At 71.0% G+C, this 23,007-nt stretch carries 9 protein-coding genes and 1 pseudogene; 1 reads left to right on the top strand and 9 read right to left on the bottom strand.

From position 1 onward, the window contains the following. Positions 1-41 precede the first annotated feature (41 nt). The 5 genes and pseudogenes from ACX114_RS31505 to ACX114_RS31485 form a co-directional block, all read right to left on the bottom strand. Positions 42-1,643: an Hsp70 family protein gene (locus tag ACX114_RS31505; protein ID WP_459300330.1), complete on the bottom strand. Its 1,602-nt coding sequence runs from the start codon at positions 1,641-1,643 to the stop codon at positions 42-44. Between the two features lie 3,543 nt (positions 1,644-5,186). Then, positions 5,187-5,426 (bottom strand): annotated as a pseudogene (locus ACX114_RS31500) (PilZ domain-containing protein); the annotation flags it as partial. Next, a complete protein-coding gene (locus tag ACX114_RS31495) occupies positions 5,423-6,088 on the bottom strand; it encodes a hypothetical protein (protein WP_459290680.1) in 666 nt (221 codons plus the stop codon). The gene ACX114_RS31495 and the pseudogene ACX114_RS31500, both read right to left, overlap by 4 nt. After that, positions 6,085-8,778: an alanine--tRNA ligase gene (gene alaS, locus ACX114_RS31490; protein WP_459290678.1), complete on the bottom strand. Its 2,694-nt coding sequence runs from the start codon at positions 8,776-8,778 to the stop codon at positions 6,085-6,087. Before alaS ends, ACX114_RS31495 begins: the two co-directional genes overlap by 4 nt. Before the next feature lie 137 nt (positions 8,779-8,915). Continuing rightward, positions 8,916-10,286 (bottom strand): MEDS domain-containing protein, encoded by a 1,371-nt coding sequence (locus ACX114_RS31485; RefSeq protein ID WP_459290676.1) that lies wholly within the window; start codon positions 10,284-10,286, stop codon positions 8,916-8,918. A 243-nt stretch (positions 10,287-10,529) separates the two neighbouring features. Here ACX114_RS31485 and ACX114_RS31480 point away from each other — a divergent pair, with 243 nt between their 5' ends. Beyond that, positions 10,530-11,588 (top strand): esterase/lipase family protein, encoded by a 1,059-nt coding sequence (locus tag ACX114_RS31480; RefSeq protein WP_459290674.1) that lies wholly within the window; start codon positions 10,530-10,532, stop codon positions 11,586-11,588. 4 nt (positions 11,589-11,592) lie between these two features. On the opposite strand, the gene ACX114_RS31475 is transcribed toward ACX114_RS31480, so the two are convergent. From ACX114_RS31475 to ACX114_RS31460, 4 genes are all read right to left on the bottom strand, one after another. Then, positions 11,593-12,030 carry a serine O-acetyltransferase gene (locus ACX114_RS31475; protein WP_459290672.1) on the bottom strand — a complete coding sequence of 146 codons (438 nt, stop codon included), beginning with the start codon at positions 12,028-12,030 and terminating at the stop codon, positions 11,593-11,595. Then, positions 12,012-13,205: a GNAT family N-acetyltransferase gene (locus ACX114_RS31470; protein WP_459290670.1), complete on the bottom strand. Its 1,194-nt coding sequence runs from the start codon at positions 13,203-13,205 to the stop codon at positions 12,012-12,014. Before ACX114_RS31470 ends, ACX114_RS31475 begins: the two co-directional genes overlap by 19 nt. A gap of 35 nt (positions 13,206-13,240) precedes the next feature. Then, positions 13,241-17,848 (bottom strand): hypothetical protein, encoded by a 4,608-nt coding sequence (locus ACX114_RS31465; RefSeq protein ID WP_459290668.1) that lies wholly within the window; start codon positions 17,846-17,848, stop codon positions 13,241-13,243. Between the two features lie 62 nt (positions 17,849-17,910). Beyond that, positions 17,911-23,007, bottom strand: coding sequence for a hypothetical protein (locus tag ACX114_RS31460; RefSeq protein WP_459290667.1), 5,097 nt, complete (start codon positions 23,005-23,007; stop codon positions 17,911-17,913).

Below are 23,007 nucleotides of genomic sequence, written 5' to 3'. Positions count from 1 at the left end.
AGCGCACCCGCCCTGTGGACGGAGGCAGGAGGCCGAGGGCCTCAGCGCCGGCCGAAGAGCTTCTTCAAACCGGAAAGCAGGCCGCTCGGCCGGGCTTCCGGTTCGGTGTGGAAGGGCGAGCGGGCGATGAGTGCATCGCGGGAGGCGTCGTCCAGCTCCTCCGTCGCGAGCGTCACCGGCTGCCGCTTCGCGCCGGGCAGGGTGGCGCTGAAGGCGAGCGTGCCGTCGGTGGACAGCGCCAGGTGCACCTCCACCTCGCCGGGGCGCTCCACGGTGAGGGTGAGGGCGCCGAGCCACTCGTTCTCTATGGCGGTGGCGGCGGTGCCCTGGAAGAAGGCGAGCGCCAGCGGCCCGGGGGCGGTGATGGGGATGACGAGCGTCTTCGCGGTGGGCAGGCGGGTGTTGCGCTCCAGCACGCGGCGGAAGGTGCCGGCGTCCTCGGCGACGCCGATGGGGGAGGTGAGGACCTCCGAGACGCTGGCGGCGGGCTTGCCGGTCTCCGACAAGAGGAGCGCGTGACCGAGCAGCGCGGCGCCGCGCACCACGGCGGTGCGGGCGTCCACGTCGTCGTCGCGCACGGGCACGCCCAGGCTCTCCTCCAGGCGGCGGCGCACGAGCGGCGCGCGGGACTGGCCGCCCACGAGGAGCACGGCGTCCAGGCCCTGCGGGGACAGGGCGTTGGACTCCAGCACCTCGCGGGTAACGGAGACGACGCGCTGGGCGAGGTCGGCGGTGAGGGCCTCCACGCGTTCTCGGTCGAGCTTGGGGCCGGGGCCGGTGGGCAGGGTGACGTCCACGCTGTCCCGGGTGGAGAGGGTCTGCTTGGTGGACTCCGCGAGGGTGCGCAGGGGGCCCCAGTCGAGCAGGTGTTCGGGGCGGGGGTGACCCTGTTCCGCGAGGTCGCTGACGAGCGCCTCCGCGATGCGGCCGTCGAAGTCCATACCGCCGAGGGTGGGGTCGCCGCCGGTGGTGACGACCTCCAGGTCATCGCCGGTGACCTGCACGACGCAGACCTCCAGCCCGCCGCCGCCCAGGTCCACGACGAGGACGCGCTTGCGGGCAAGGCCCCGGCCGTATGCGTAGGCGAGCGCTGCGGCGGCGCTGTTGGTGAGCACGCGGGGCACGTCCAGGCCGGCCATGGTGGCGGCCTCGCGCAGGGCGGCGCGTTGGCGTTCGGTGAAGTGCGAAGGCGCGCAGAGCACGGCGCGCGTCACCTTGCGGCCCAGGTGCGTGGTGGCCGCCTGGTGCAGTTCGCGCAGCAGCATCGCGGTGAGGAGCGTGGGCGCCACGTGGCGGCCATCGAGCTCCACGCCCGCGTCCCCCTGGCGGTCGGTGGCGATGGGGAAGGTGAGCTGCGGGGAGAGCCAGCGCAGGTTGGGGGAGCGGGCGCGCACGCCGAGCAGGCGCTTGAGGCCGGTCGCGGCGCGGCGGGGAGCGCTGGCGGCTTCGGTGCGGGCGGCGGTGCCGACCAGGACCTCTCCGGAGCTGTTCACCGCGATGACGGAGGGAAGACCCGCGCCATCAGTGCCAGGGATGGGGATGGGCGTGGCGACGCCGTCGATGAACGCGGCGACGCGAGCGTGCGAAGTGCCCACGTCGATGCCGAGCACGACCTCCGCTGGCGCGGGCGGGGTGACGGGCACGGCGGGAGTCAGGTCGAAGAGCGTGCGGCGGCGGCTGCGCGTGGTGCTCTGTGGGTCAGCGGAAGGCGGCGCGGCTTCGTCGGTGCGCGGGGACTGGGACGGCGACTGTGACGCGGCTGTGCTGGCTTCGCTGGAGCGCGGAGACTCTGTCGCGGCTGTTGCTTGGGGAGGCGATTGGGTCGACGTCGCGCTGATGGGCGCGGCGGATTCGCTAGCGCGTGAGGCGTCTGTCGCAGTCGATGCTTGAGGATTCGGCTGTTCCGAAATCGCGCTGGCGGGCGCGGTGGATTCGTTGGCGCGCGGAGGCTCCGAGGCAATTGATGGCTGTCCTGACGCCACGCTGATGGACACAGTGGAGCGCGATGACTCTGCCGCAGCCGATGGTTGTCCCAACGCTGCGCTGATGAGTGTGGCGGCTTCGCTGGCGCGCTGGGACTTTGCCGTGGCCGATGCTTCAGGAGCCGGTTGTTCGGAAGCCGCGTTGATGGGGCCGGTTGCTTCGCTGGAACGCGGAGCCTCTGTCGCGGCTGATGCGTGTGGCTGCGGCTGTGCTGAAGCCGCGTTGATCACCGCGGTGGATGCGCTGGGGGGCGCAGACTCTGTGGTGGTCGATGCTCGGAGACTTGGTTGTTCCGACGCCGCGTTGACGGGCGCGGTGGATTCGTTGGCGCGCGGAGGCTCCGTGACGGATGCCTGCTGCGAAGGCGTGCTGGCGGGGGCGGGCTCTGACTCAGCGGAGAGCCGCGCAGGCGGCTGTTCCGAAGTCGAGCTGTCCGTACCGGAAGCTTCGTCGACGCGTGAGGTCTGCGCTGCGGCGGACTCTCGCGACAGTTGCTCGTCGGACGCACTGTCCAGCGCGACCGCTTCATTGCTGCTGGGAGCACCCGCCGCGGTGTGCTGTGTGGCTTCACCCGAAGCGACCGGTGAGGCTGAGGTGCCGGTGGATACCTGGAGGGGCGGCTTCGTGTCGGAAGCGAGCGCATTCGAGGCGTCCAGGGCCGCTGGGGTGGACACCGTCGGAACCGGAGTCTCTCCGGGTGTCACCGTTGCGGGGGCTACCGGGGATGCGGACCGCGTCTCTTCGCGGGACTCCGCAGCCAGCACCGAAGCGAGCGCCTCATCATGCTCCGGCGCTTGGACCGGGGCCGATTCGAGTTCGGGCGAAGCGTCCTCCGCGGACGCAGCCACTGCCGGGGTCGTGTCTTCGGATGCAGAAGACCCGACGAGCGCCGTCCATGCATCCTCGGTCGGCAGCTCGACCATGACGACTGTCGATGCGTCCTCTTCTTCCAGTGGAAGCGCGGGGACGGGCTCGGGCGCCGTAGGAGCATTCGCTGAAGTCGTAACGGCCTGCGTGTCGCGCTCGGGCTCCGTGGTCGGCTCGTCGGTGCTCGTGCCACCGACAGCTTGTTCAAGCGCCGCGCTGAACGGATCCACGTCCTCCGAATCCGTGCTGAGCGCGCGCGGGAGGGAGTCCGGGTCGATGCCCCAGGTGCGAAGGCGCTCTGCCTCCCTTTGGCTCGGAGTTGCTTCCTGAGGAGCATCCGCCGCATGGAACTCAACGGGCTGCGACGTCGCCTGGGAAGCGTCTTCTACTGCGTCGGAGTCCGTGACTGCCGAGGAGGTCTCTACTGGAGGGAGAACCTCCTCCTGCGATCCTGCTGATGCGTCGAAGTCCGGAGCGGCCGGGAAATGCTCCGGCGGGGGAAGCGCTGCTTCGGTATCGGCGGCTCCCTCCGCATCGGAGTCCGAGTGCTCCTCCGAAGACAGCGTTGCCGCGAAAGAGGCTTCCTCTGTGTCGGAGCTCTGCGCCGTCCAGTCACTGCTCGCCTCCGGATGGACCGGATTGTGGGCGCTGACGGCGTCGGAGTCCGAGGGAGCCCAGGAGCGCTTCTCTTCCGGAGGGAGCGTCGCGTCCGAGGCGCCTTCCGTCGCAGGGGAGTCCGGTGCGAACGAGGAGGTGCGGTCCGCAGGGGCAGGGGCTTCCTCTGGCTCCATGCTGAGGTCGACGTCGAAGTCGAACGACGGGCTGGAGTCCGCCTGCGTCTCGCCGGATACGGCCGCCGGTTCCGCTTCGCCTGTCGTGTCCGTGAACGCGGAGGCCGCGTCGCCAGTCTCCTCCGTCGCGTACTCAGCGCTCCACCCCGAATGCTCGGGATCGTGCGCGGCTCCGAGCACGGCGTTCGGATCAAACGCGTCCACCGACGCGGGAGTGAAGTGGTGCGCGGATGCTTCGCCAGCGTCAGGAACGTCAGATGCCTCGGGTTCCGGCGGATGCGCGTCGTCCTCGCGTGCATCCGGAACGAAGGCGTCCCCATCAGATACCGCTGACTGCGCTTCCACGTGGCCGTCATCGGCCTCTGGCGCAGGCGGTGCGTCCGCTGTGCTCTGCGCCGAATCCCATGCGGAGGCGTTAGTGAATGAAGCCGCCGCAGCGTTCTCAGTACTGGCGGGCACCTCCGAGGAGGTCGCATCCCAAGCCGGTGCGTCCGTTGTGCTCTGAGCCGAATCCCATGCGGAGGCATCGGTGAATGAGGCCGCTGCGGCGTTCTCGGTACTGGCAGGCACCTCCGAGGAGGTCGCATCCCAAGTCGGTGCGTCCGTTGCGCTCGGAGTCGATTCCCATGCAGAGGCGTCAGTGAATGAAGCCGCTGCGGCGTTCTCGGTACTGGCAGGCACCTCCGAGGAGGTCGCATCCCAAGTCGGTGCGTCCGTTGTGCTCTGAGCCGAATCCCATGCAGAGGTTTCGGCGCCGGTGAATGACGCCGCTGCGGCGTTCTCTGCGCTGGCGTGCTGCTCCGTGGCGGTCGCATTCCAAGGCGGAGCACTCGGTGTGTCCGCTGTGCTTGGCGTCGACTCCCATCTAGAGGCGTCGGTAAACGAAGCCGCTGCGGCGTTCTCGTCGCTGGCGGGCGTCTCCTCAGCCGAAGCTTCAGCACGCGCTGCATCGGCCGCGACTGAATCCGCCGGCGCGTTCGTCGCCACTTCTTCCTGCTGGGGAGCCGCGGAAGGCTCCGGCGCCCTCACGGCCGCGAAGGTGCCAGAGAGAGCGGGCGTCCGTTCGCCGGCCTGGACTCCGCTGGACACGGGAGTCCTCGGCTGGACCGTGAACATCTCCTGGGTTGCCCGTTGTGGATCCAGGCCGGTCGGACGCTTCCGTGGCTTCCGAGGGAAGTCCACCGCCGGCAGGAGTGGCGCCAGTTGCTCTTCCTCTTCGGCCGCGTGCTCCGGAAACAGCGACACCGGCTCATCCGGTTCCGCCAGGTCCGGCGGCGGCTCGGCAACGACGGGCAGCTTCACGGCCGGCAACGTCATGGACGCCTTCGGCGGCGTGGTGCGCGTCCACGGTTCCTCCGGGGCCACCTTCGCCGGAGGCTCCACCGGTGCCGGCGCTTCGCTGCCTGACGCAGGCCGTGCCGGATTCATGGCAGGAGTCCGTCGCACCAGCCCCGGCGGCGCCACCTCCGACCCGCTCCGCTTCGCGACGATGCGATCGATGAGCGCCTTGCTCGCCGCGTCCAGCTTGGTGAAGCGCACCGTCATCCCGGTGCGTGCGCTCCCCGCGTCCGCCTTCAGCACCACGCCTTCACCGCGCAAGAGCCGCGTGCCGTCCGCGAGGACGAACTCGAACGCCAGCCCCGTGCCTTCCGGCTTGAGCGCTCGCGTGGCCACGAACACTCCACCGCGCCCTACGTTCGAGCCATACCGCTCGATGAACTCCTCCTCCCCCGTGTAGGGGAGTCGGATGCGCAGGGGGAGGAGCTTGGGGGCCGGCCCGGTCATCGCAAGGGGATCCGCACGTCCCCGCCGGAGCCCTGCACCACGAGCGCCAGCCCATCGTCTTGCACGGCGTCCGGCGGCACCTCGAACAGCAGCGCCACTTCCGTGCGCTGTGAGGGCTCCCACGTGGTGGGCAGGGGCTTCGTGCCGGCCACCGCCTGCGCGTCACGCGCCAGCGGATACGTCTGCCCCTTCGCGTCCGTGATTCTCACGCCCTCCAGCGACAGCGGCGCGGGCATCCCGCCCACGTTCTGGGTGATGAGCTCCACGCGCAGGAACAGGTCCTCCGTCGTGAGGCTCAGCCCCGCCTTGCCGGAGCCCTTCACCGAGTGCGACGCCTCCAGCCCCGTCACCTTCACCGCCACCGTGTCCACGTGCACGGTGTCGTTGCGCTCGGGCAGCCGCAGCTTGCGCGGGCCGCTGTCGCCCATGCCCGCGGCTAGGCCCGCAAGCTTCGACTCCTCCGGCTCGCGCTGGGGCGGCTGTGGACGCGTGGCCACGGCGCCGCCCTGCTTCACCCGGTCCGCCTCCGCGCGCAGCTTCTGGAGCGTGCGCGCGTCGGCTTCCTGGCCCTCTTCGGACGTGGAGGCCTCCTTCGTGCAGCCCCCCAACAGGAGGGCCGCCGTCAGGAACGCCAGGGTGCGGGATGCGGCGCGGGGACTCACGCCGGGCTCGCGCCCTTCACCAGCTCGTAGAGCTTCTCGAGCGCCACGGGCAGCTTGTCCGCGTCCGGACCACCGGCCTGCGCCATGTCCGGCTTGCCGCCGCCCTTGCCGCCCACTTCCTTGGCCATCTCGCGCACCAGGTTGCCCGCGCTGATGCCCTTGGCGACCAGGTCCTTCGTGGCCGCCACCAGGATGACGGCGCGGCCGTCCTTCTCACCGCCAATGGCGATGATGCCGGAGCCGATGCGGTCGCGCAGCTGATCCGCCATGCCGCGGAACACCTTGTCGTCCGCGGGGTCCACGCGCGTGGCCAGCACCTTCATGCCGTTGACCTCGCGCGCCTGGTCCATGAGGTCCTTCTGCGAGGCCGACTGGGCCTTCACCGAGACCTCCTCCACCTTGCGCTCCAACTCCTTCACGCGCTTCTGGGTGGCCTCCACGCGGGTGGCGACCTCCTTGGGGTTCGTGCGCAGGAGCGCCGCGACCTTCTTGAGCTCGTGCTCCTGCTCGCGAACGAACTGGAGCGCGCCCACGCCCGTCACGGCCACGATGCGCCGCACGCCGGACGCGACGCCGCTCTCGCTCGTCACCTTGAACAGGCCGATGTCGCCGCTGCGCTTCACGTGCGTGCCGCCGCAGAGCTCCGTGGATTCCGGGTGCACGGTGACGACGCGCACGGTCTCGCCGTACTTCTCACCGAACATGGCGACAGCGCCGGACTTCTTCGCGTCGTCGATGTTCATGACGCGCGTCTGGGCGTCCGCGTTGTCACGCACCCAGGTGTTCACCAGGTCCTCCACCTGCTCCAACTGTTCCTGGGTGGCGGGGGAGAAGTGGGAGAAGTCGAAGCGCAGGAAGTCCGGCGCGACGACGGAGCCCGCCTGCTTCACGTGCTCGCCGAGCACGCGCTTGAGCGCCTTGTGGAGCAGGTGCGTGGCGGAGTGGTTCGCGCGGATGGACTTGCGGCGCTCCACGTCCACGGACGTCTGAACCATGTCACCGACCTTCAGCGTGCCTTCCTTCACCTCCACGCTGTGGACGATGAGGCCCTGCACCGGACGCTGCGCGTCCTTCACCTGCACCACGGTCTTGCCGCCGTGCGCGACGATGCGGCCCGTGTCGCCCAGCTGGCCGCCGGACTCGCCGTAGAAGGGCGTGCGGTCCAGCACGACGTCCACCGTGGCGCCCGCGGAGACCTGGGGCACCTCCACGCCGTCCTGCACGAGCGCGATGACGCTGCCTTCACCCTCGTGGCCCTCGCCGTCGTAGCCCAGGAACTGGGTGGGGGCGGTGCGCGAGAGCACGGTCTGGAAGACGTCCTTGGTGGACTTCTTGTCACCGGGCAGGAAGTCGGGGTTGTCGTCCGCCGTCTTGAGCTTGTTGAAGCCCTCCAGGTCCACGTCGTAGCCGCGCTCGCGCGCGATGATCTGCGTGAGGTCCCACGGGAAGCCGTAGGTGCCGTGCAGCAGGTAGATGACCTCGCCGGAGAGCTGCTTGCCGCCGGAGGCCTGGAGCTTGGCCAGCTCCTCGTCCATCAGCTTGAGGCCACGGTCGAGCGTGCGGCGGAAGCCCTCTTCCTCGTGCTTGGCCACTTCGAGGATGAAGGTGCGGCCGTCACGCAGCTCGGGAAACGCGTCGCCCATGAGCTCGATGACGCGGTCCACGACCTTGAAGAAGAAGGGCTCCTTGATGCCCAGCTGCGTGTCACCGTGGCGGATGGCCCGGCGCATGATGCGGCGCAGGACGTAGCCGCGGGCCACGTTGGAGGGCTGGACGCCGTCGGCCACGAGGAACGCGGTGGCGCGGGCGTGGTCGGCGACCACGCGCTGGGACGCGCCGGTCTCCTGCGTGTAGGGCTTGCCGCACAGCTGGCTGACGGTGGCGAGGATGCCCTGGAAGAGGTCGGTGTCGTAGTTGGAGCGCTTGCCCTGGACGACGGACGCGATGCGCTCCAGGCCGGCGCCGGTGTCGATGGACGGCTTGGGCAGCGGGATGAGGGGCGCGTCCTTCTCCTTGCGCTCGAACTGCATGAACACGAGGTTCCAGATTTCGAGCCACCGGTCGCAATCACACGCGACGCCCTGGCACTTGCGGCCCGCGGCCTCTTCGACACAGGGGATGTCGTCGCCCTGGTGGTAGTGGATCTCGGAGCAGGGGCCGCACGGGCCGGTGTCGCCCATGGCCCAGAAGTTGTCCTTGTAGCCGAGCTTCAGGATGCGGTCGCGAGACACGCCCTGCTTCGCCCACAGCTCGAAGGCCTCTTCGTCCCAGGGGATGTTGTTCTCGCCGTTGAACACGGTGACGGCGAGCCGGTCGATGGCCAGGCCCAGGCGCTTCGTCACGAACTCCCAGGCGAACGAGATGGCGTCGGCCTTGAAGTAGTCGCCGAAGGAGAAGTTGCCGAGCATCTCGAAGAACGTGTGGTGGCGCGCGGTGTAGCCCACGTTGTCGAGGTCGTTGTGCTTGCCGCCGGCGCGCACGCACTTCTGCGAGGTGGTCGCGCGGCGGTAGTCGCGCTGTTCGCGGCCGGTGAAGACGTCCTTGAACTGGACCATGCCGGCGTTGGTGAACAGCAGGGTCTGGTCGCCAACGGGCACCAGCGAAGAGGAGGCCACACGGCGGTGGGCGCGCTCCTCGAAGAACTGGAGGAACGCCTCGCGGATCTGGGAGGCGGTGAGGGCGGAAGGCATGGTGTGGGTATATGCCACAAGAGGGCCGGGCGCAGCAGTTCCTGGACGGGTCATCCCATGGGGGACGACCCATGTAGGCAAGACTGACGACAGGAGGGCAGGGGAGCGGCCAGGGCCCCTGTGGGTGGCCTGGCGTCCTATGCGCTGCGCCGGGACGGAAGCTCGACCGTGAAGGCCGTTCCCTCGCCCGGCCTGCTCGCCAGGTGGATGCTCCCGCCGTGTGCGTCCACGATGCTCCGGACGATCCACAGCCCCAGCCCGAAACCCCCGGCGTGGGACTTGGGGGAGAGCTGGACGAACCGCTCGAAGACGCGCTGCTGGGCTTCCTCGGGGATGCCGGGCCCACCGTCGCGGACCACCAGCGTCGCGCGGTCCTCGCTGGCGTGCACCGCCAGCTCCACGGGGGCTCCCGGCGCGTACTTGATGGCGTTGGACAACAGGTTCGTCACCACCTGCTCCAGGCGCATCCGGTCCCAGTGGCCGACAGCCGGTTGGTCCGCCCGCAGGCGCAGCTCACAGCCGGCGCGCTGGAGCCCCTCGACGAAGACCTCACCCACGCTCCTCGCCACCTCCGCGAGGTCGACCTCCTCGGGCTCGATGGGCAGCGGCTCCTCCGATGCGGAGGCCCGTGAGACATCGAGCATCTTGTTGATGAGGTTCTCCAGGCGCCGGCACTGCTCCTTGGCCTTGAGGAGCTTGGGCGTCGCCTGGTCGGGCGTCAGGGAGCCCCGCTGGTTGGCCCGAAGCAGGCTCTCCATGTAGAGCTGGAGCGAGGTGATGGGCGTCTTCAGCTCATGCGACGCGACGGAGAGGAATTCCTCGCGCATCTGGAGCGCGAGCTGGAGCTCCGCCGTCCGCTCCCGCACGCGCTGTTCGAGCTCGGCGTTGAGCTTGTGCAGCTCCGCCTTCGCGCTCTTCATCGACGCGCTCTCGATGAGCTCCCATTCGCCGCCCTGCCGGATGAGCGCGAACTGGTGGTTGCGGACCACGTCGAGCACGTCCATCGGGCCGCACCGGTCCAGGCAGTAGCTGCACATCCCGATGATGTTGTGGCTCTTGAAGGTGTCGGTGACGCGGGCTTCGTACTCGACGAAGCCGGACCAGTCCTGGCGCTCCAGCCAGTAGGTGTTCCCCGTCAGGCGCAGCCCCGCGTATCCCTGCGAAAGCGCCCGTCCGTGCCGGTCCACCCAGCCCTGGAGCACCTCGTCGGCGCTCTTGCCCCCGGCCTGCATGTACCAGTCGCGATGGTCGATGATCTCGATCTGCCCCCGAACCATGCGCTGGTCCAGGTCGGGCACGGCGTTGCGCAGCATCGTCCGGGCATCCGAAGCGCCGAACGGCTCGGAGGTGACCCACAGGCAATGCTCGTTGTTCTCCAGGCCCGCCTTGAAATAGGGGACCAGCGAGTCCACGAGGTCGTCCCGGTCGCCGTAGAACTGGCAGAAGTGGGAGCCCCAGGGCAGGTCCCCCACCGCGGGAATTCCACTTGGACGCAGGGGGAGGTTCATGGGGCTTGGTACCGTGGTCATGGGGACCCAACAACACCGCGGCGGCCTGAATCCGTTCAGCGCTGAACGCATGCCTGCGAGGACGCCGCTCCACCTGCGTCCGGCGGCGCCGCACCGCGCCACGCGCTCGGAGTCTTGGCTTCTCACGGACTTGGAACGGGCACGCAACTCCCGGCGCCATTTACCGACAATGTAGGCAAGCCTCCCTGCTGCTCAACTCGGCTCCCCCTTCCGAGGTCCCTCATGGTCACGGTCACGCGCCCTTCCAGCCTCACTCCGTCCACGCTGACGCGGACCACGCCGGAAGCCCTTGTCCGGGCCCGGGGCGCTCAGGGCTTCAACGCCATCGTGAAGGGGGACAGCTTCACGTCGGGCGCTCCGGCGGGGTTGCAGCAGGCCAATGCCCTGCGCATTCCGCTCCCCTGGCCCGGCAAGGGCGAGGCGGACAAGATCGGGTGGATCCAGAAGGCGTATCCGCCGGCGAAGGACTCCACCGCGGAGTTCATGAAGATCAACCAGGCCGTGCGCGCGGGCCAGAACGTGATGCCCCCCGAGGCCAAGGACTGCGTGTTCCTGGCGGTGGGCGGTCTGCTCTCCGAGGCCGCGCCCAAGCAGATCTACTTCGACAAGAACCTGGACGCGCTCGAAGCGCAGGGCCTCCAGGTCGGCCGCGTTCCCGTCGACACGGACATGGGCGTGGAGCACAACGCCGCCATCGTTCGTCAGGCCGTGCTCGAGGCCTCCAAGAACGGCAAGCAGGTGGTGCTCATCGGCCACAGCAAGGGCGGCCTGGACTCCGCGGCGGCGCTGTCCATGTACCCGGAGCTCAAGGAGCACGTTCGCGCGCTGGTCACCATCCAGTCGCCCTACGGCGGCTCGCCCATGGCGCAGGACCTGCTGGACAACCCGCTCGTGCGCTACGGCGTGGGCGGCGCGGTCGAGGCGCTCGGCGGCAGCATCCAGGCCGGTGAGGACCTGACGTACGACTCGCGCAAGGCGTTCCTGGCCAAGCACCCGATGCCCGAGGGCATCCCCACCGTGTCCATGGCCTCCACCACCGCGAACCCCACGTCGCCGCTCTTCCTCATGGAGGAGTACATGCAGCAGCGCTACGGCGTGAAGTCCGACGGCCTGGTGCTCCCGCAGGACGCGTTCATCCCCGGCTCCAAGTCCGTGACCCTGTCCGGCCTGGATCACCTGGACTCCACCGGCACGACGCTCAACCCGTTCAAGCCCTACCAGCCCGAGGACCTGACCCTCTCGCTGGTCGCGATGGCGCTGAAGATGCCCAAGGGCGAGTGACGCCTCACGTCCCCGTGGGCGGGGCCTGGCGCTTCAGCTCCTTCGCCGGAATCCCTGCCACGGTGGCTCCGGGCGCCACGTCCTCCAGCACGATGGCGTTGGCGCCCACCTTGGCGCCGTCGCCAATCACCACCGGGCCCAGCACCTGGGCGCCCACGCCGATGTAGACGTCGCGGCCCACGCGGGGCACTCCGACGCGTCCGGGCAGGGGCTCCAGGCTCACGTTCTGGGAGATGAAGCTGTTCTCTCCAATCTCCACGCCCGGCGCGATGATGACGCCGATGCCTCCGTAGCCCAGCTCCACCGAGGGGTGGAGCACGGCCTTCGTGTCCACGTGGCTGTTGTGGATGCGGTCGCCCACCGTGGCCACCATGTTCGCGAGCCTCGGGAGCGCCTGGAGCCGCTTCGCGGCCCGGTAGAACGTCAGCGCCGTCGGACCCATCTGCCCACCATCCTTTTCGCCACCGGGGCCCAACGGAACTTCGAGCGCTGCAACGTCTGCCCCATCCATGTGTCCCGGTAGATGAACAGCCAGTGGTGCTGCCGGACCTGATCCGTCCACTCGCGCTTGTAGGGAGCATCATCTCCCAACAGGTCCAGCTCACCCAGGCCTCTTCCAATGCAGTCCTGGATCAGGTTCTCCGTCAACAGGTGCCCCGGGCTGACCTCCGCCAACGACTCGTCGTAGCCCGGCTTCATCGCCAGGTAGCGACCGGCGTATTCCAGCCCGTACTGGAAGGCGATGGGACGTGAGTCCAGGCGCAGGAAATACAACCCCAGCCAGCCACGCTCCGCCGCCATGTGCGCGAGCCCCGTGTAGAAGCCGCGCCGGTGCTCCGCCTGCGCGATGGCCGTTCCCTCCCGCGCCTTCCAGCCGCTCTGTTCCAGTGCGAAGGCCTCCTCCAACTTCGACCCCAGGCCCTCCACTTCGGCCACGCGCTCCACCTCCACGCGGCCCTTCTCCTCCAGGCGCCTGCGCCTTCTGCGCAGCGGCTTCGCGTTGCTCCGGCCCTTCGTCCACGCCGCGACCGTGGAGGGCAACACCAGATAGGGCGAGCGCGAGCTCGGCCATGCGCCGCACGGCATCCCCGCGCCCCTCGCCGCGTTGAGCAGCTCCCACGCCGCGCCGCCCTCCGGCACGTCCGACAGCCGGAGCACCTGCCAGCTCGGGTCGCCCATCAGATGCGACAGGAAGGCCACCGCGGCGCGCCGGGGCTCCTCCGCCACCAGGTCGAAGCGGCACGAGTGCTTGTTCGTCAGCGACGACAACTGCCGCACCGGCACGCCGTACTGGTGGCCCTGCTCCTCCTGGAGCCCCAGCACCGCCACCAGCACGCCCAGCGCGTTCCTCGCCGTGAGGATGCGCAGGGCCGCACCGGGCGCGAAGTGCTGAAGCCAGCAGCGCACGAACTCGTGCCGGTGGAACACCTGGTCATCCACGCGCTTCACCAGCGCGTTCCACTCCGCCTCCAAGGCATCGAAGGCCGCGAGACTCCGGACCTCCTCCACGCACAGGGGCTCCACGCGCCCGCGCGGCAACTGCTCCACCGCGTTGAGGCGGGGGAGGGAAGGGACGCGCTCCCCGAGCATCGCGTCCGTGATGGGACTCTCCTCCATGAACATCGCTCCTCGGGTGTCTCGCTCAGGGGGACTCAGGAGAGGGGCTCGCCGGCGTCATCCGCCGCTTCAGTCCCCAGCACGTCCGGTCCCTGCTTCTTCAAGGGCTCGTCGCGCAGCAGCACGGGGCCCTCGACCTTCGTCAGTGCGTTGGTGTCCAGGGGAACGTGGTGCACCTGCACCGGGACCTTGGTGCTGGGGAGCTCCACCGTCGTCTTGAACACCGCCTCCGCGGGAGCCGGCATGACGGGCGTGGGCGCTTCCACCACCGGCACCGGCGCCAGCTTCGGCTGCTTCTTGAGGCCGCGGAAGAGCCAGCCACCCTTCTGGCGCTCGTACAGCTTGCGCGTCTCCACCGCCGCGCGTGCGTGCGACACGCGGCCCGTCTCCAGGTCCTCCAGCAGCATCTCGCTCAGCCGGCGGCGCGTCACGCTGTCCAGGTAGTCGAAGACCTTCTCCAGCTTGCGCACCACCACCTGCGTCGCGCCGCCCGCCGCGGTGTGCGTCAGCGCCGAAATCTTCAGCTCGTGCCGCGCCCTCGCGCGCTCCGCCAGCTTGCGCAGCCGGTCCGCTTCGTCCGGCGACGCGGCCTTGCTGACGAGCCCCGGCAGCACCGTGCGCGCCAGGCCCGCGTCCACGAAGCCCGAGTCGTCGAACGTCTCCAGCGACTCCAGCGCCCGCCGCCGCGCCTCCACCGACGTGCCCTCCAGCGCCTTCAGCGCCGTCGTCACCCGGTCCAGCGCCATCCAGCGGTACACCCAGTCCAGGCCCGTGCCCTTGATGTTCTGCGCGCCCATGATGCTCACCTGCATCCCGGGCGCCACCGCGCGGGCGCACGCGTCCACCACCTGGTCGCCCGTCGCCTGCGAGTCGGACACCGGCACCAGCTGCTCCAGCATCATGGCCTTGTACGCATCGCGGAACTTCGCGTGGAACGCCTTCACGCGGCCCTGCGCGTCCGCCTCACCCCGGGGCAAGAGCGCCTTCAGTCGCGCGTGCACCGCCATGCGCGCCAGCAGGTACAGCGCGTGCTCGCGCACCTCGTCCTTCGTCGCGGCCGTCAGGACCTCGGGCAGCGCCTGCGGCAGCGCGCGCGTCGCCGGGGACAGCGCCTCGTCGATGAGCGGGCCCACCTCGCGCTCCAGCGCGCGGCGCACCTTCTCCACGCCCACGTCGTCGTCTCCGCCCTCCAGCGCCTTCCCCACCGCCGTCGTCAGCGCCAGCGTGGCCGTGGCCTGGAGGCCCGCGCCGGCCGCGTACCGCTCCAGCCGGTCCATGAACGTCGCCATCGTGGGACGCGGCACCTTCAGCTTCGCCAGCTCCTTCGCGAGCCGGGCCTCCGCGCGTGCCTGGCCCTCGGGGCTGGAGACCTCCTCCGCGGCGACGACCTCCGTGCTCAGCAGGTGCCGGTCCAACGCGTCGCGCACGTACTTCTGGAGGCCCTCCAGGTTCGTACCGATGAGCACGTGCCGGTCCGCGGGCGCGTCCTCCACCATGATGCGCGCGAAGACCTCCGAGCGTGACACGCGGTCCCAGCGGTTGTTGATGACCGTGATGACCGCGCGCTCCGGGTTCGCGTCCGGATCCACGTCCCCCAGGCCCGTGCGGATCCAGTTGTTCATGAAGCCCGTGCGCTCGTTCGCCGAGTGCCCGTTGATGAACTGGAGCTGACGCCCGCGCACCTTCGCCGGCGGGAAGACCTTCAACACGCCGATTTCGGGCTGCACGTGCTCGGCCATCAGCGCCAGCGCGTACGGCCGCGACACGCCGAGCTGCTCCGCCAGCGTCGCCACCAGCGCCATGTTGCGCGGGTGCTCGCGGTAGGGGAACAGGGCGAGGAACTCCTCCGGAATCAGCTCCGCCTCCCACCACGCGCTGTGCAGGAGCGTGGTGTCCTTCTCCTGCGCCGCCTGCTTGAAGAGTGGGAGGAAGTGGTCCTCCGTCGTCACCACCCGGCCGCCCCTGGGCATGAAGTTGGTGATGACGGACGCGACGTTGATGCCCGCCGGACCCTGGATGTCCTCATGGTCCGGATAGGCGTTGGTCAGCGTGGCGAAGTCGTCCTTCATCCAGTCGTTCTGGAGCAGCTCGACGAAGTTCGGCTGGAGCGCCATGCACTCCCAGAGGAACACCTCCGTGCCCAGGCGCGCGCCCAGCTCCACCATGTCCTTCTGCTCCCAGATGGTGGCCTTGTCGTAGGGGCGGAAGATGAAGAACTCGGACGGCCCGGCGCCCGGGGCGCTGTGCACGAACATCGCCTCGGAGCCCGTCGTCTTCGCGAACACCTCGAAGCCCATGCCGGAGAAGAGCGCTGCCTTCAGGCGCTCCGTGCCGGACTTGCCGCGCGTGCCCCAGCCGCCGATGACGAGCGGGATCTTCTCCCGGGACTTCCGCACGCTCTGGCGCTTCACGTACGTGTCGCCCAGGAAGATGGAGAAGAGCGCCGCGGTGAAGAGGCCCAGCGCCGCGATGCCGTTGCCTCCCATCCCCAGGAAGTAGCCCTCGTTCTCCATGATGCGCTCAGTGAGGAGCGCCAGGAACCCGCTCTGCAGGCCCAGCACCGCGGGCGTGTGCAGCGTGGACGTGGGCTTCGGCGCGGCCTCCGGCTCGTGGAAGAGCGTGGCGAGCGGCGCGGGGACCTGCTTGTGCTGACCGTAGGGCGTGAAGCGCACCTGGACGCCCAGCTCGCGCTCCACTTGCTCCACGAAGCGGCGGCGCTCGCGAGGCTCCTCGCCTCCCAGCGAGTCCAGCCGCAGCGACGCGAGCCGGCGGTAGTCCTTGGACACCTTCAGGCGGTTCGTCAGCCGGCGCAGGCGCGAGGCGGGCGGCACCAGCACCGTCTCGCCGTGGCTGCTGAACAGGTGGACCTTGCCGTCCTTCGACAGCGGCATGTCCAGCAGGTCGTCCACCGTGGGCAGGTGACGGCCCCAACTGCCCTGGCTCGCCACGTGGACGCGCTCGCCGGGGACCAGCGTCTCCGTGATTTCGTCCAGGTGGCCCGGGTGCGCGCGCAGCGTGCCGGACATGACGCGGCCGGTGGTGTGCAGGAACGCCTGGCGCTTGTTCGGCGCGGGGCGGCCCAGCTCGTGCCACATGCGCCACAGGCGGCGCTCCTGCCGGTCGCCGTGCCACAGCGTCAGGGTCTTGTCCGTGCGCTCCGCGTACAGCCCGTGCCCGTCCTGCGACAGGTCCGCGAGGATGGCGCCCAGCCACGCGGGGCCCTCGGGCATTGGCGGCAGGCTCTCCGGCGCGGGCTGGAGCGGGATGCGCGTGCGGCTTCCCGGGCGGAGCTTGGAGACGCGGCCCGCGAGGAACGCCGTCCACGCCTGGCGCACCGGGTCCTTCACCCGGCGCAGCACCTGCGCGGCGGCGGCGGCGGCCTCCACCACCGGCCCCGTGGCGCCCGGCTGCGTCGCCAGGGATTCCACCGCGTCCAGCAGCGCCGCGTGCGCGGGGCCCAGTCCGGCGGCGCCCAGCGCTTCGGCCAGCGCGGCGGCGCGCTCACACGACACGCGCAGCACGAGCGGCGCGGTGTCACGGCCGAGCACGTCCACCAGCACCTGGAGGGCGGGGCCCTTCACCTTCGGAGCCGCGAGCGCCGCGTCCACCGCGGCCAGCACGGCGGCGGTGCGCACGCGCGGGCTCGGCTCCGACAGCGTCTGGCCCGCGACGGCGGGCACCTGCTCCAGACCCGCCAGACGGCGCAGCAGCGGCTGTCCATCCGGGCGCTGCGCGATGAGGGCGCACAGGCCCATGCGCACGTACTCGCTCGGGTCGTGGTGCGCGACCTCGGTGAGCAGCGGCATGCGGTGCTCTTCCGACAGGAGCGGCGCGCACTGCTCCAGCACCTGACGGCGGAAGAGGAAGTCCTTCTCCGACGGGGCCTTCGCGCGCAGGCGCTGGCGCAGCAGGGCCAGGCCCGTGAGCGAGTCCACCGTGAGCAGCGCGCGCAGGGCCTCCGCCTGGAAGAACGGGCTCACGTCCTCCTGGCCCGCGAGGCTCGTCAGTGTGGGGCCCACTTCGGGCAGCGACGCGGCGACGCCCGGCACCGTCTGCGCGAGCTGCCGGAAGGCCTCCAGCGCGGCGGCGCGGTTCTGTGCGCGGGGCGCGTCCACGGCGCGGTCCAGGAGCTGCCTCGCCAGCGGCACGGCGGCGGGCTGCAGCTCCTGCGCGTGGGCCTTGCCCAGCACGCCCGTCAGCGCGCGGAGCGCCGTCTCTTCTTCGATCAGCAGCTTGTGGCGGCGCTTCTCCAGCCGCTCGCGCAGGGCGTCGAAGCCCATCCACCGGTCCAGGGCGCGCAGGTCCTCCTTGCGGTCCTTGCGGTCCTTCACCGTGGCCTTGATGTGATCCACCAGCACCTGACGGCGGGCGGCGTCATCCAGCGCCTCGTTGTGCTGACGGGTGAACTGGACGATCTCCGCGTGGACCGCGGCCAGCTCCGTCTCCAGGGCCTCCAGCGCGACGCCCAGCCACGGGGCCAGCCCGTCCAGGTCCGCGGGGCGGGGGCACGACTCCAGCAGACGCTGGGCCAGGACCTCGACCTGGGCCCCGCGCACGCGACGGTGCAGCGGGGGCAGGGCTTCCAGCAGTTGGGATTCGAGAGGTTCGTTCGCCAGGTGCATGTCGCGGCCAGAGCTATTCATTGCTTGAGAAACCTGCCCGGCCCCCCCAGGCACGCGTTCGGATCAGGACAGCTCACGCCCTCTCAGGGCTGCAAACGTCGTTCATCGAGCAGCTCCTCGAACTCCTCCTCGGTGGGCGTGACGTCCTGGAGCCCACGTCCACCCGTCCAATCCCACCGCGCTCCGAGTGAAAACATGTTCTGCATGCCGTACGGGCCGGAGAGGAAGGCGCGGTCCTCCGCGAAGAGCATCAGGCGGTTGCCGCCCTTGCCCATCCACACGTTCCAATCCAGGCGGCCCGACACGCGGTGGCGCAGGTAGGCCGTGGCGCGGTGATCATCCTGGAAGCGCTGCGACGCGCCGTAGCCCAGCTCCACGCGCGTGCCCTGGAGCTTGCCGCCCAGCAGCGCCGCCCAGCTCGCGTAGGCGCCCGCGTTGTCCACCGTGTAGATGTTCGCGTTGCTCACGGCGGACATGCCCAGCGTGGCCACGTGGTCCTGGAAGGGCTGCCAGCGCAGCGACAGCCGGGGCGACAGGCGCCGCGGGTGGTCCTTGCCGTAGAGCCAGTAGACGTTCTGGTCGTAGCGCGTGGCGTCCACCGCGCTGCCGCCCTGCATGGACTCCAGCGTCAGGCCCAGGCCGGGGATGAGGCCCACGTCCGGGGACAGGCGCACGTAGCGGTCCGCCGCCACGCGGCCTCGCGCGCTCCAGCGCATGGCTCCGTCGATGGACTGCGAGAACACGGAGCCCTGCATGGACAGGCGCAGGTCGCCGGGCAGTTGATTCACGTAGCCGGCCACGGTGCCGCCGAACACGGCGGACCGGTTCAGCGGGTAGCGCGCCTCGGGCGTGAAGCGCAGCCACGCGCGGCCCGGGGACAGCTCACGGCGCAGGGACAGGCGGACCTCCAGGCCCGTCTGGAGCGGGCGGTTGAGCAGCTCGCCCTCCTGCACGTCCTCGCTGCGGTAGCCCATCTCCGCGGACACCATGCCCAGTCCGCCGGTGCGCGCTTCGGGCGGCATGCCCTCCGGCAGCAGCGACAGGCTGGGCGGCAGCGCGGGCCAGGGCAGCGGCTCCAGGCCCGTGGTGCCCTGGGCCCACGACGGGGCCGCGAGCGCGCTCGGATCCGATGCGACACCCAGTTGCACCTGCACCAGGGCTTCACCGGCGGGAGACTCCAGGCTCACGCGGTGCGGACCGCGCGAGGGCAAGAGCAGCCAGGTCTCGCCCATGCGGCCCAGCGGCTGGGACGCGCCCTGGAGGCCGGGGTCGGCGTCCTCGGGCAGGCCCAGGTGCATGAGCGGACCTTCCTCCGCGCTGGAGCCGCCGGTGCCGTCACCGGAGGGCAGCGGCGTGCTGCGCAGGAGCAGCTCGCGGCCCGCGGTGGGGGCCAGGGCGGTGGCGCGCACGCGCAGGGCGGTGGGGCCCAGCACGGTCATCACCACCGGCGCGCCCGGACGGCTGCGCAGGAGGGAGAGGGGCTGCGGGGCGGCCACGACGCGGGCGGTGGTGCTGGCTTCCTCGGACTCCACGAAGCGCACCAGACCGGTCTGCTGCGTGTCGGCGCGCGCCATCACCACTTCCACCTGGTGGCGGCCGGGGATGTCCAGGCGCGTGCCCAGGATGGCGGTCTCGCCCTCGGCGACCTGGAGCTCGCGGACCACGCGGCCGTCCACGCGGAGCGCGAACGAGCAGGTGCCGGTGGCGTCCACGCCCGGACGCGGGGTGGTGCCGCAGAGGACCTCCGCGCCCAGAGGCCGGGGCTGCTTCACCACCAGGCTCATCACGCGCGAGGCACCGGCGGGCAGCAGCTTCGCCTCCGACAACTTCCACGGGGGCGCGAGCAGCGCCTTGCGCACGGACATGGCGACGTCCTCGTCGTCCGTGCCGGCTTCCGACGTGGCGACGAGTGAGCCCGCAGTCTCCTCCGCGTCGCGCAGGCCTTCCCAGCGCGTCCAGCGGCCGGCGGTGAAGCGCATGCGGCGGACATCCGGATGATCCGCCCAGGCCTGGAGCTGACTCGCGAGCGCCGCGCCCAGGGGCGCACCGCCGTCCTTCCAAGCCTGCGGCGAGTCCTGCAGCCGCTCCAGCATGCCGAGCGCTTCCAGGCCCACCTGCGGCAGGCCCGTCTCGCGGTACAGCGCCGCCATGGCCAGCGCGCCCGCCGCGTCCTCACCCGAGGCCGACAGGAGACGGGCCCGGAGGTAGCGGCCCGCGAGGCTCTTGTCTCCCGACACCGCCGCGAGCGCCGCATCCGTGTGACCTTCACGGGCCTGGGCGCTGAGCGTGGCGAGCGACGCGTTGCCAGCCGGCACCGTGCTGCCATTGCGCGCCGATGCGCCGGTGGCGGCGAGCGAATCGTTGGCCTGTGTGCCCGTGCTGCTGTTGCTCGCCGAGGCGCTGGCGTTCATGTCCAGCGCCGGGAAGGCAGGGGACACGAGCGTGGGCTGGGTGATGGCCTGTGCGAAGCGCACCGTGCGCGGGGCCGTCTGCGACAGGCGGTCCATCAGCGCGAGCAGGCGCCGCTGTTGCTCCGGCGTCAGCTTCGCCTGCGCGTCCAACAGCCGGCCCACGTCCGCGCGGGCGAAGCCGTCCTCCTGCAACGACGACAGCAGCTCGGCGCGCGCGAGGCGCGGTTCGACGTCATCGGGCCCCTTGCGCAGCTCGCGGGAGAGCGCCTGGAGCGTCTCGTACGCCGTGCCGGCCTGCGGCTGCTGCGGCAGGGCAGGGGACTCTTCCGACGTCGCCACCTCCGCGCGGCGCACAGACAGCGAGACGGCGAGCTGTGCCTTCGGATCCTCGGGCTCGAACCACACCTCTCGCGCCTGCGCGGGCAGCGTCACCACCGCGGACACCGGCGCGGACGACGTTCCCTTCGCTCCTTCCAGCGCGACGTGACGCGCGCTGGCGGCGCCAGGCATCAGCACCAGCCGGCGCGGATGGCCCACGTCCGTGTTCATGCGCACCACGAGCGGCTTGCCCGCCGTGGCATTCAACGGACGCAGCTGCACGCGCACCGGGGAGGGCAGCTTCGCGTCCGGCACCCGGAAGCGCACCGCCTTCTTCTCCACCTTCACCGGCCACTGCGTGCGCACGTAGCCCACTTCGCCCGGCGTCCCCTCCGCCTTCGCGGGCGCGAGCGACAGGAACGCGCGCGTGCCCTCCACGCCCTCCAGCTTCAGCGCGTGCTCGCCCGGCGGCAGGGCAATCTCCACCGGCTCCACCGCGGACAGCGGCAGCAGCGGGAAGGCGTTGCTCCCCACGCGCAGCACCGGGTTCGCCTTCGCGCCCGGCGGCGTCATCACGTAGGCGCGCAGCAGGGTGGGGGCCTCGGCGAGCCCCGTGGCCTGCACGTGCGTGGTGCCTCCCGCGGCGAGCGGCCACAGCGCGCTGCCCGTCATCGAGGCATCGGCCTCCATGCCCTGGAGGTCCAGCCAGTGCGAGGCCTTCACCTCGGTCCCGTCGTCGCGGGGCGCGGGCGTCACCTGCGACCAGCGGCTCGCGCGCCACCACGCGGTGCGGTAGCCGCGGCGGATGTCCTCCGACAGCGGATCCGCGCGCCACGCCAGCTCCAGCGCGGCCAGTTCGCGGCTGCGCAGCGGGTCGCCCAGCGGCAGGCGGGCCACCAGCTCCGACGCCTCGGCGGTGAGGAAGCCCGCTTCCGGCAGCGCGGGCGCGGTGCCCAGGAGCGCGTGCGCCACGTCCGGCTTGTTCGCGTCGATGAGCTTCTTCGCGGTGAGCAGCCGCAGGTGCCACGCGAGCGGCGATGCATCCGCGCCCTTCAGCGCCTCCACCGCCACGTCCGTGTCGCCATCCACCAGGGCCGCCATCGCGGTCAGCAGCGGCGACAGGCCCTCCGTCTTGATGCGTCCGTAGGTGCCTCGCGCCAGGTCCGGCATCAGCGCCACCAGCCGCTGACGCAGCAGCGACGGGCGGGCGGCGGGGTCCTTCTTCACCACCTCCCACGCCTTCTCCGCCATCTCCGTCCAGTGCGTCTGGTGCGACAGCGCCTCGGACAGCGTGGGCCGGCGCGTGGCGACGCGCGCACGCATCAGCGGCGCGGGGCCCTTCCAGCTCACGCGGTAGTTGTGCTTGCCCGGAGGCAGCGCCACGCGCATCTCCTCCGCGATGCCCACGCGCTCACCCGACGGGAGCACCCGCGCGATGCGCCCGTCCGGCAGCGCCGCGCCCTCGGCGGCCTCCGCCCACGCGGGCTGCGGCGTGAGCTGCGCCTGCGCGAGCACTCCGCCCACGCCGTACACCTCCACCGTCGGTGCCTCGGCGGGCGAGCCGTCGCCCAGCACGGCGCGCGCCTCCAGTGACAGCACGCCCGGGCCTTCCATCTCCAGCGCCCAGACCGACCCCTTGCCCTCCGGGCGAACCCAGGGCGCGTCCATTCCGTCCAGCACCACCTCCGTGCCGGCGGGACGCGGACGCTCCACGCGCACCGCACGGCCGTAGAGCGGCGACACCAGCGCCCACTCGCGCAGCGCGGAGGCCTTGCGCCAGTCGCGCACCGCGGTCCGGAAGGGCGAGGACTCAGGCTCGTCCTTCACGAGCTCCGCCTCCAGCGCCGCGTCCACGTCCAGCCGCGCGCGCGTGGCCGCGTCGAACGCCAGCGCCGGGCGCGGCCCCTTGCCGTCCACCCACTTGAGGAGCGCGTCCCGCATCCGCTCCTCGGTGCGCGCCGTGGACGTGTGCGTGGGCCGCTCCACGGTGATGCGGGCGTTCTTCGTCGCCGTGACCCACCAGATGCTGCCGGCGCCCATGGGCTCCGCCAGGTACCAGCGGCCCGGACGCTCCGATACGCCCTCCTCCTCCACGCGCAGCTCGGGTGCCTCGCCGCCCTCCGACAGCGGCACGCGGGTGAAGCGCAGCGCCCCGGCGGGGCCGGTGACGCGCACCACGTCCAGCGGGCCCAGCCACACGGCCGCGCCCTTCTGGGCGCTCACCTCCATCGCGCCCGTCACCTGAGGCACGCCGCCCGGCACGTAGGGCGCCTGGCCCCGGAGGTCGTTCAGCGCCACCGGGCCCCGGATGGCGCGCGGCTGCCAGGTCATGCCCTCTTCGCTGCGGGCGATGACGGACGGCTGGGAAACGGTGGGCTGCGCGATGACGGGCAGCGCCGCGAGCGCTCCCACGAGCAGGGTGTAACGGGCGCGGCGTCGAACAGGAAACAT

Source organism: Corallococcus sp. M7 (assembly GCF_054512695.1).
This window is presented reverse-complemented; position numbering and strand designations above follow the sequence as displayed.

Excerpts from the sequence above, each read along its gene's own strand:
- alaS (WP_459290678.1), bottom strand. The coding sequence starts at position 8,778 with ATGCCTTCCGCCCTCACCGCCTCCCAGATCCGCGAGGCGTTCCTCCAG.
- ACX114_RS31485 (WP_459290676.1), bottom strand. The coding sequence starts at position 10,286 with ATGAACCTCCCCCTGCGTCCAAGTGGAATTCCCGCGGTGGGGGACCTG.
- ACX114_RS31480 (WP_459290674.1), top strand. The coding sequence starts at position 10,530 with ATGGTCACGGTCACGCGCCCTTCCAGCCTCACTCCGTCCACGCTGACG.
- ACX114_RS31475 (WP_459290672.1), bottom strand. The coding sequence starts at position 12,030 with ATGGGTCCGACGGCGCTGACGTTCTACCGGGCCGCGAAGCGGCTCCAG.
- ACX114_RS31470 (WP_459290670.1), bottom strand. The coding sequence starts at position 13,205 with ATGGAGGAGAGTCCCATCACGGACGCGATGCTCGGGGAGCGCGTCCCT.
- ACX114_RS31465 (WP_459290668.1), bottom strand. The coding sequence starts at position 17,848 with ATGAATAGCTCTGGCCGCGACATGCACCTGGCGAACGAACCTCTCGAA.
- ACX114_RS31460 (WP_459290667.1), bottom strand. The coding sequence starts at position 23,007 with ATGTTTCCTGTTCGACGCCGCGCCCGTTACACCCTGCTCGTGGGAGCG.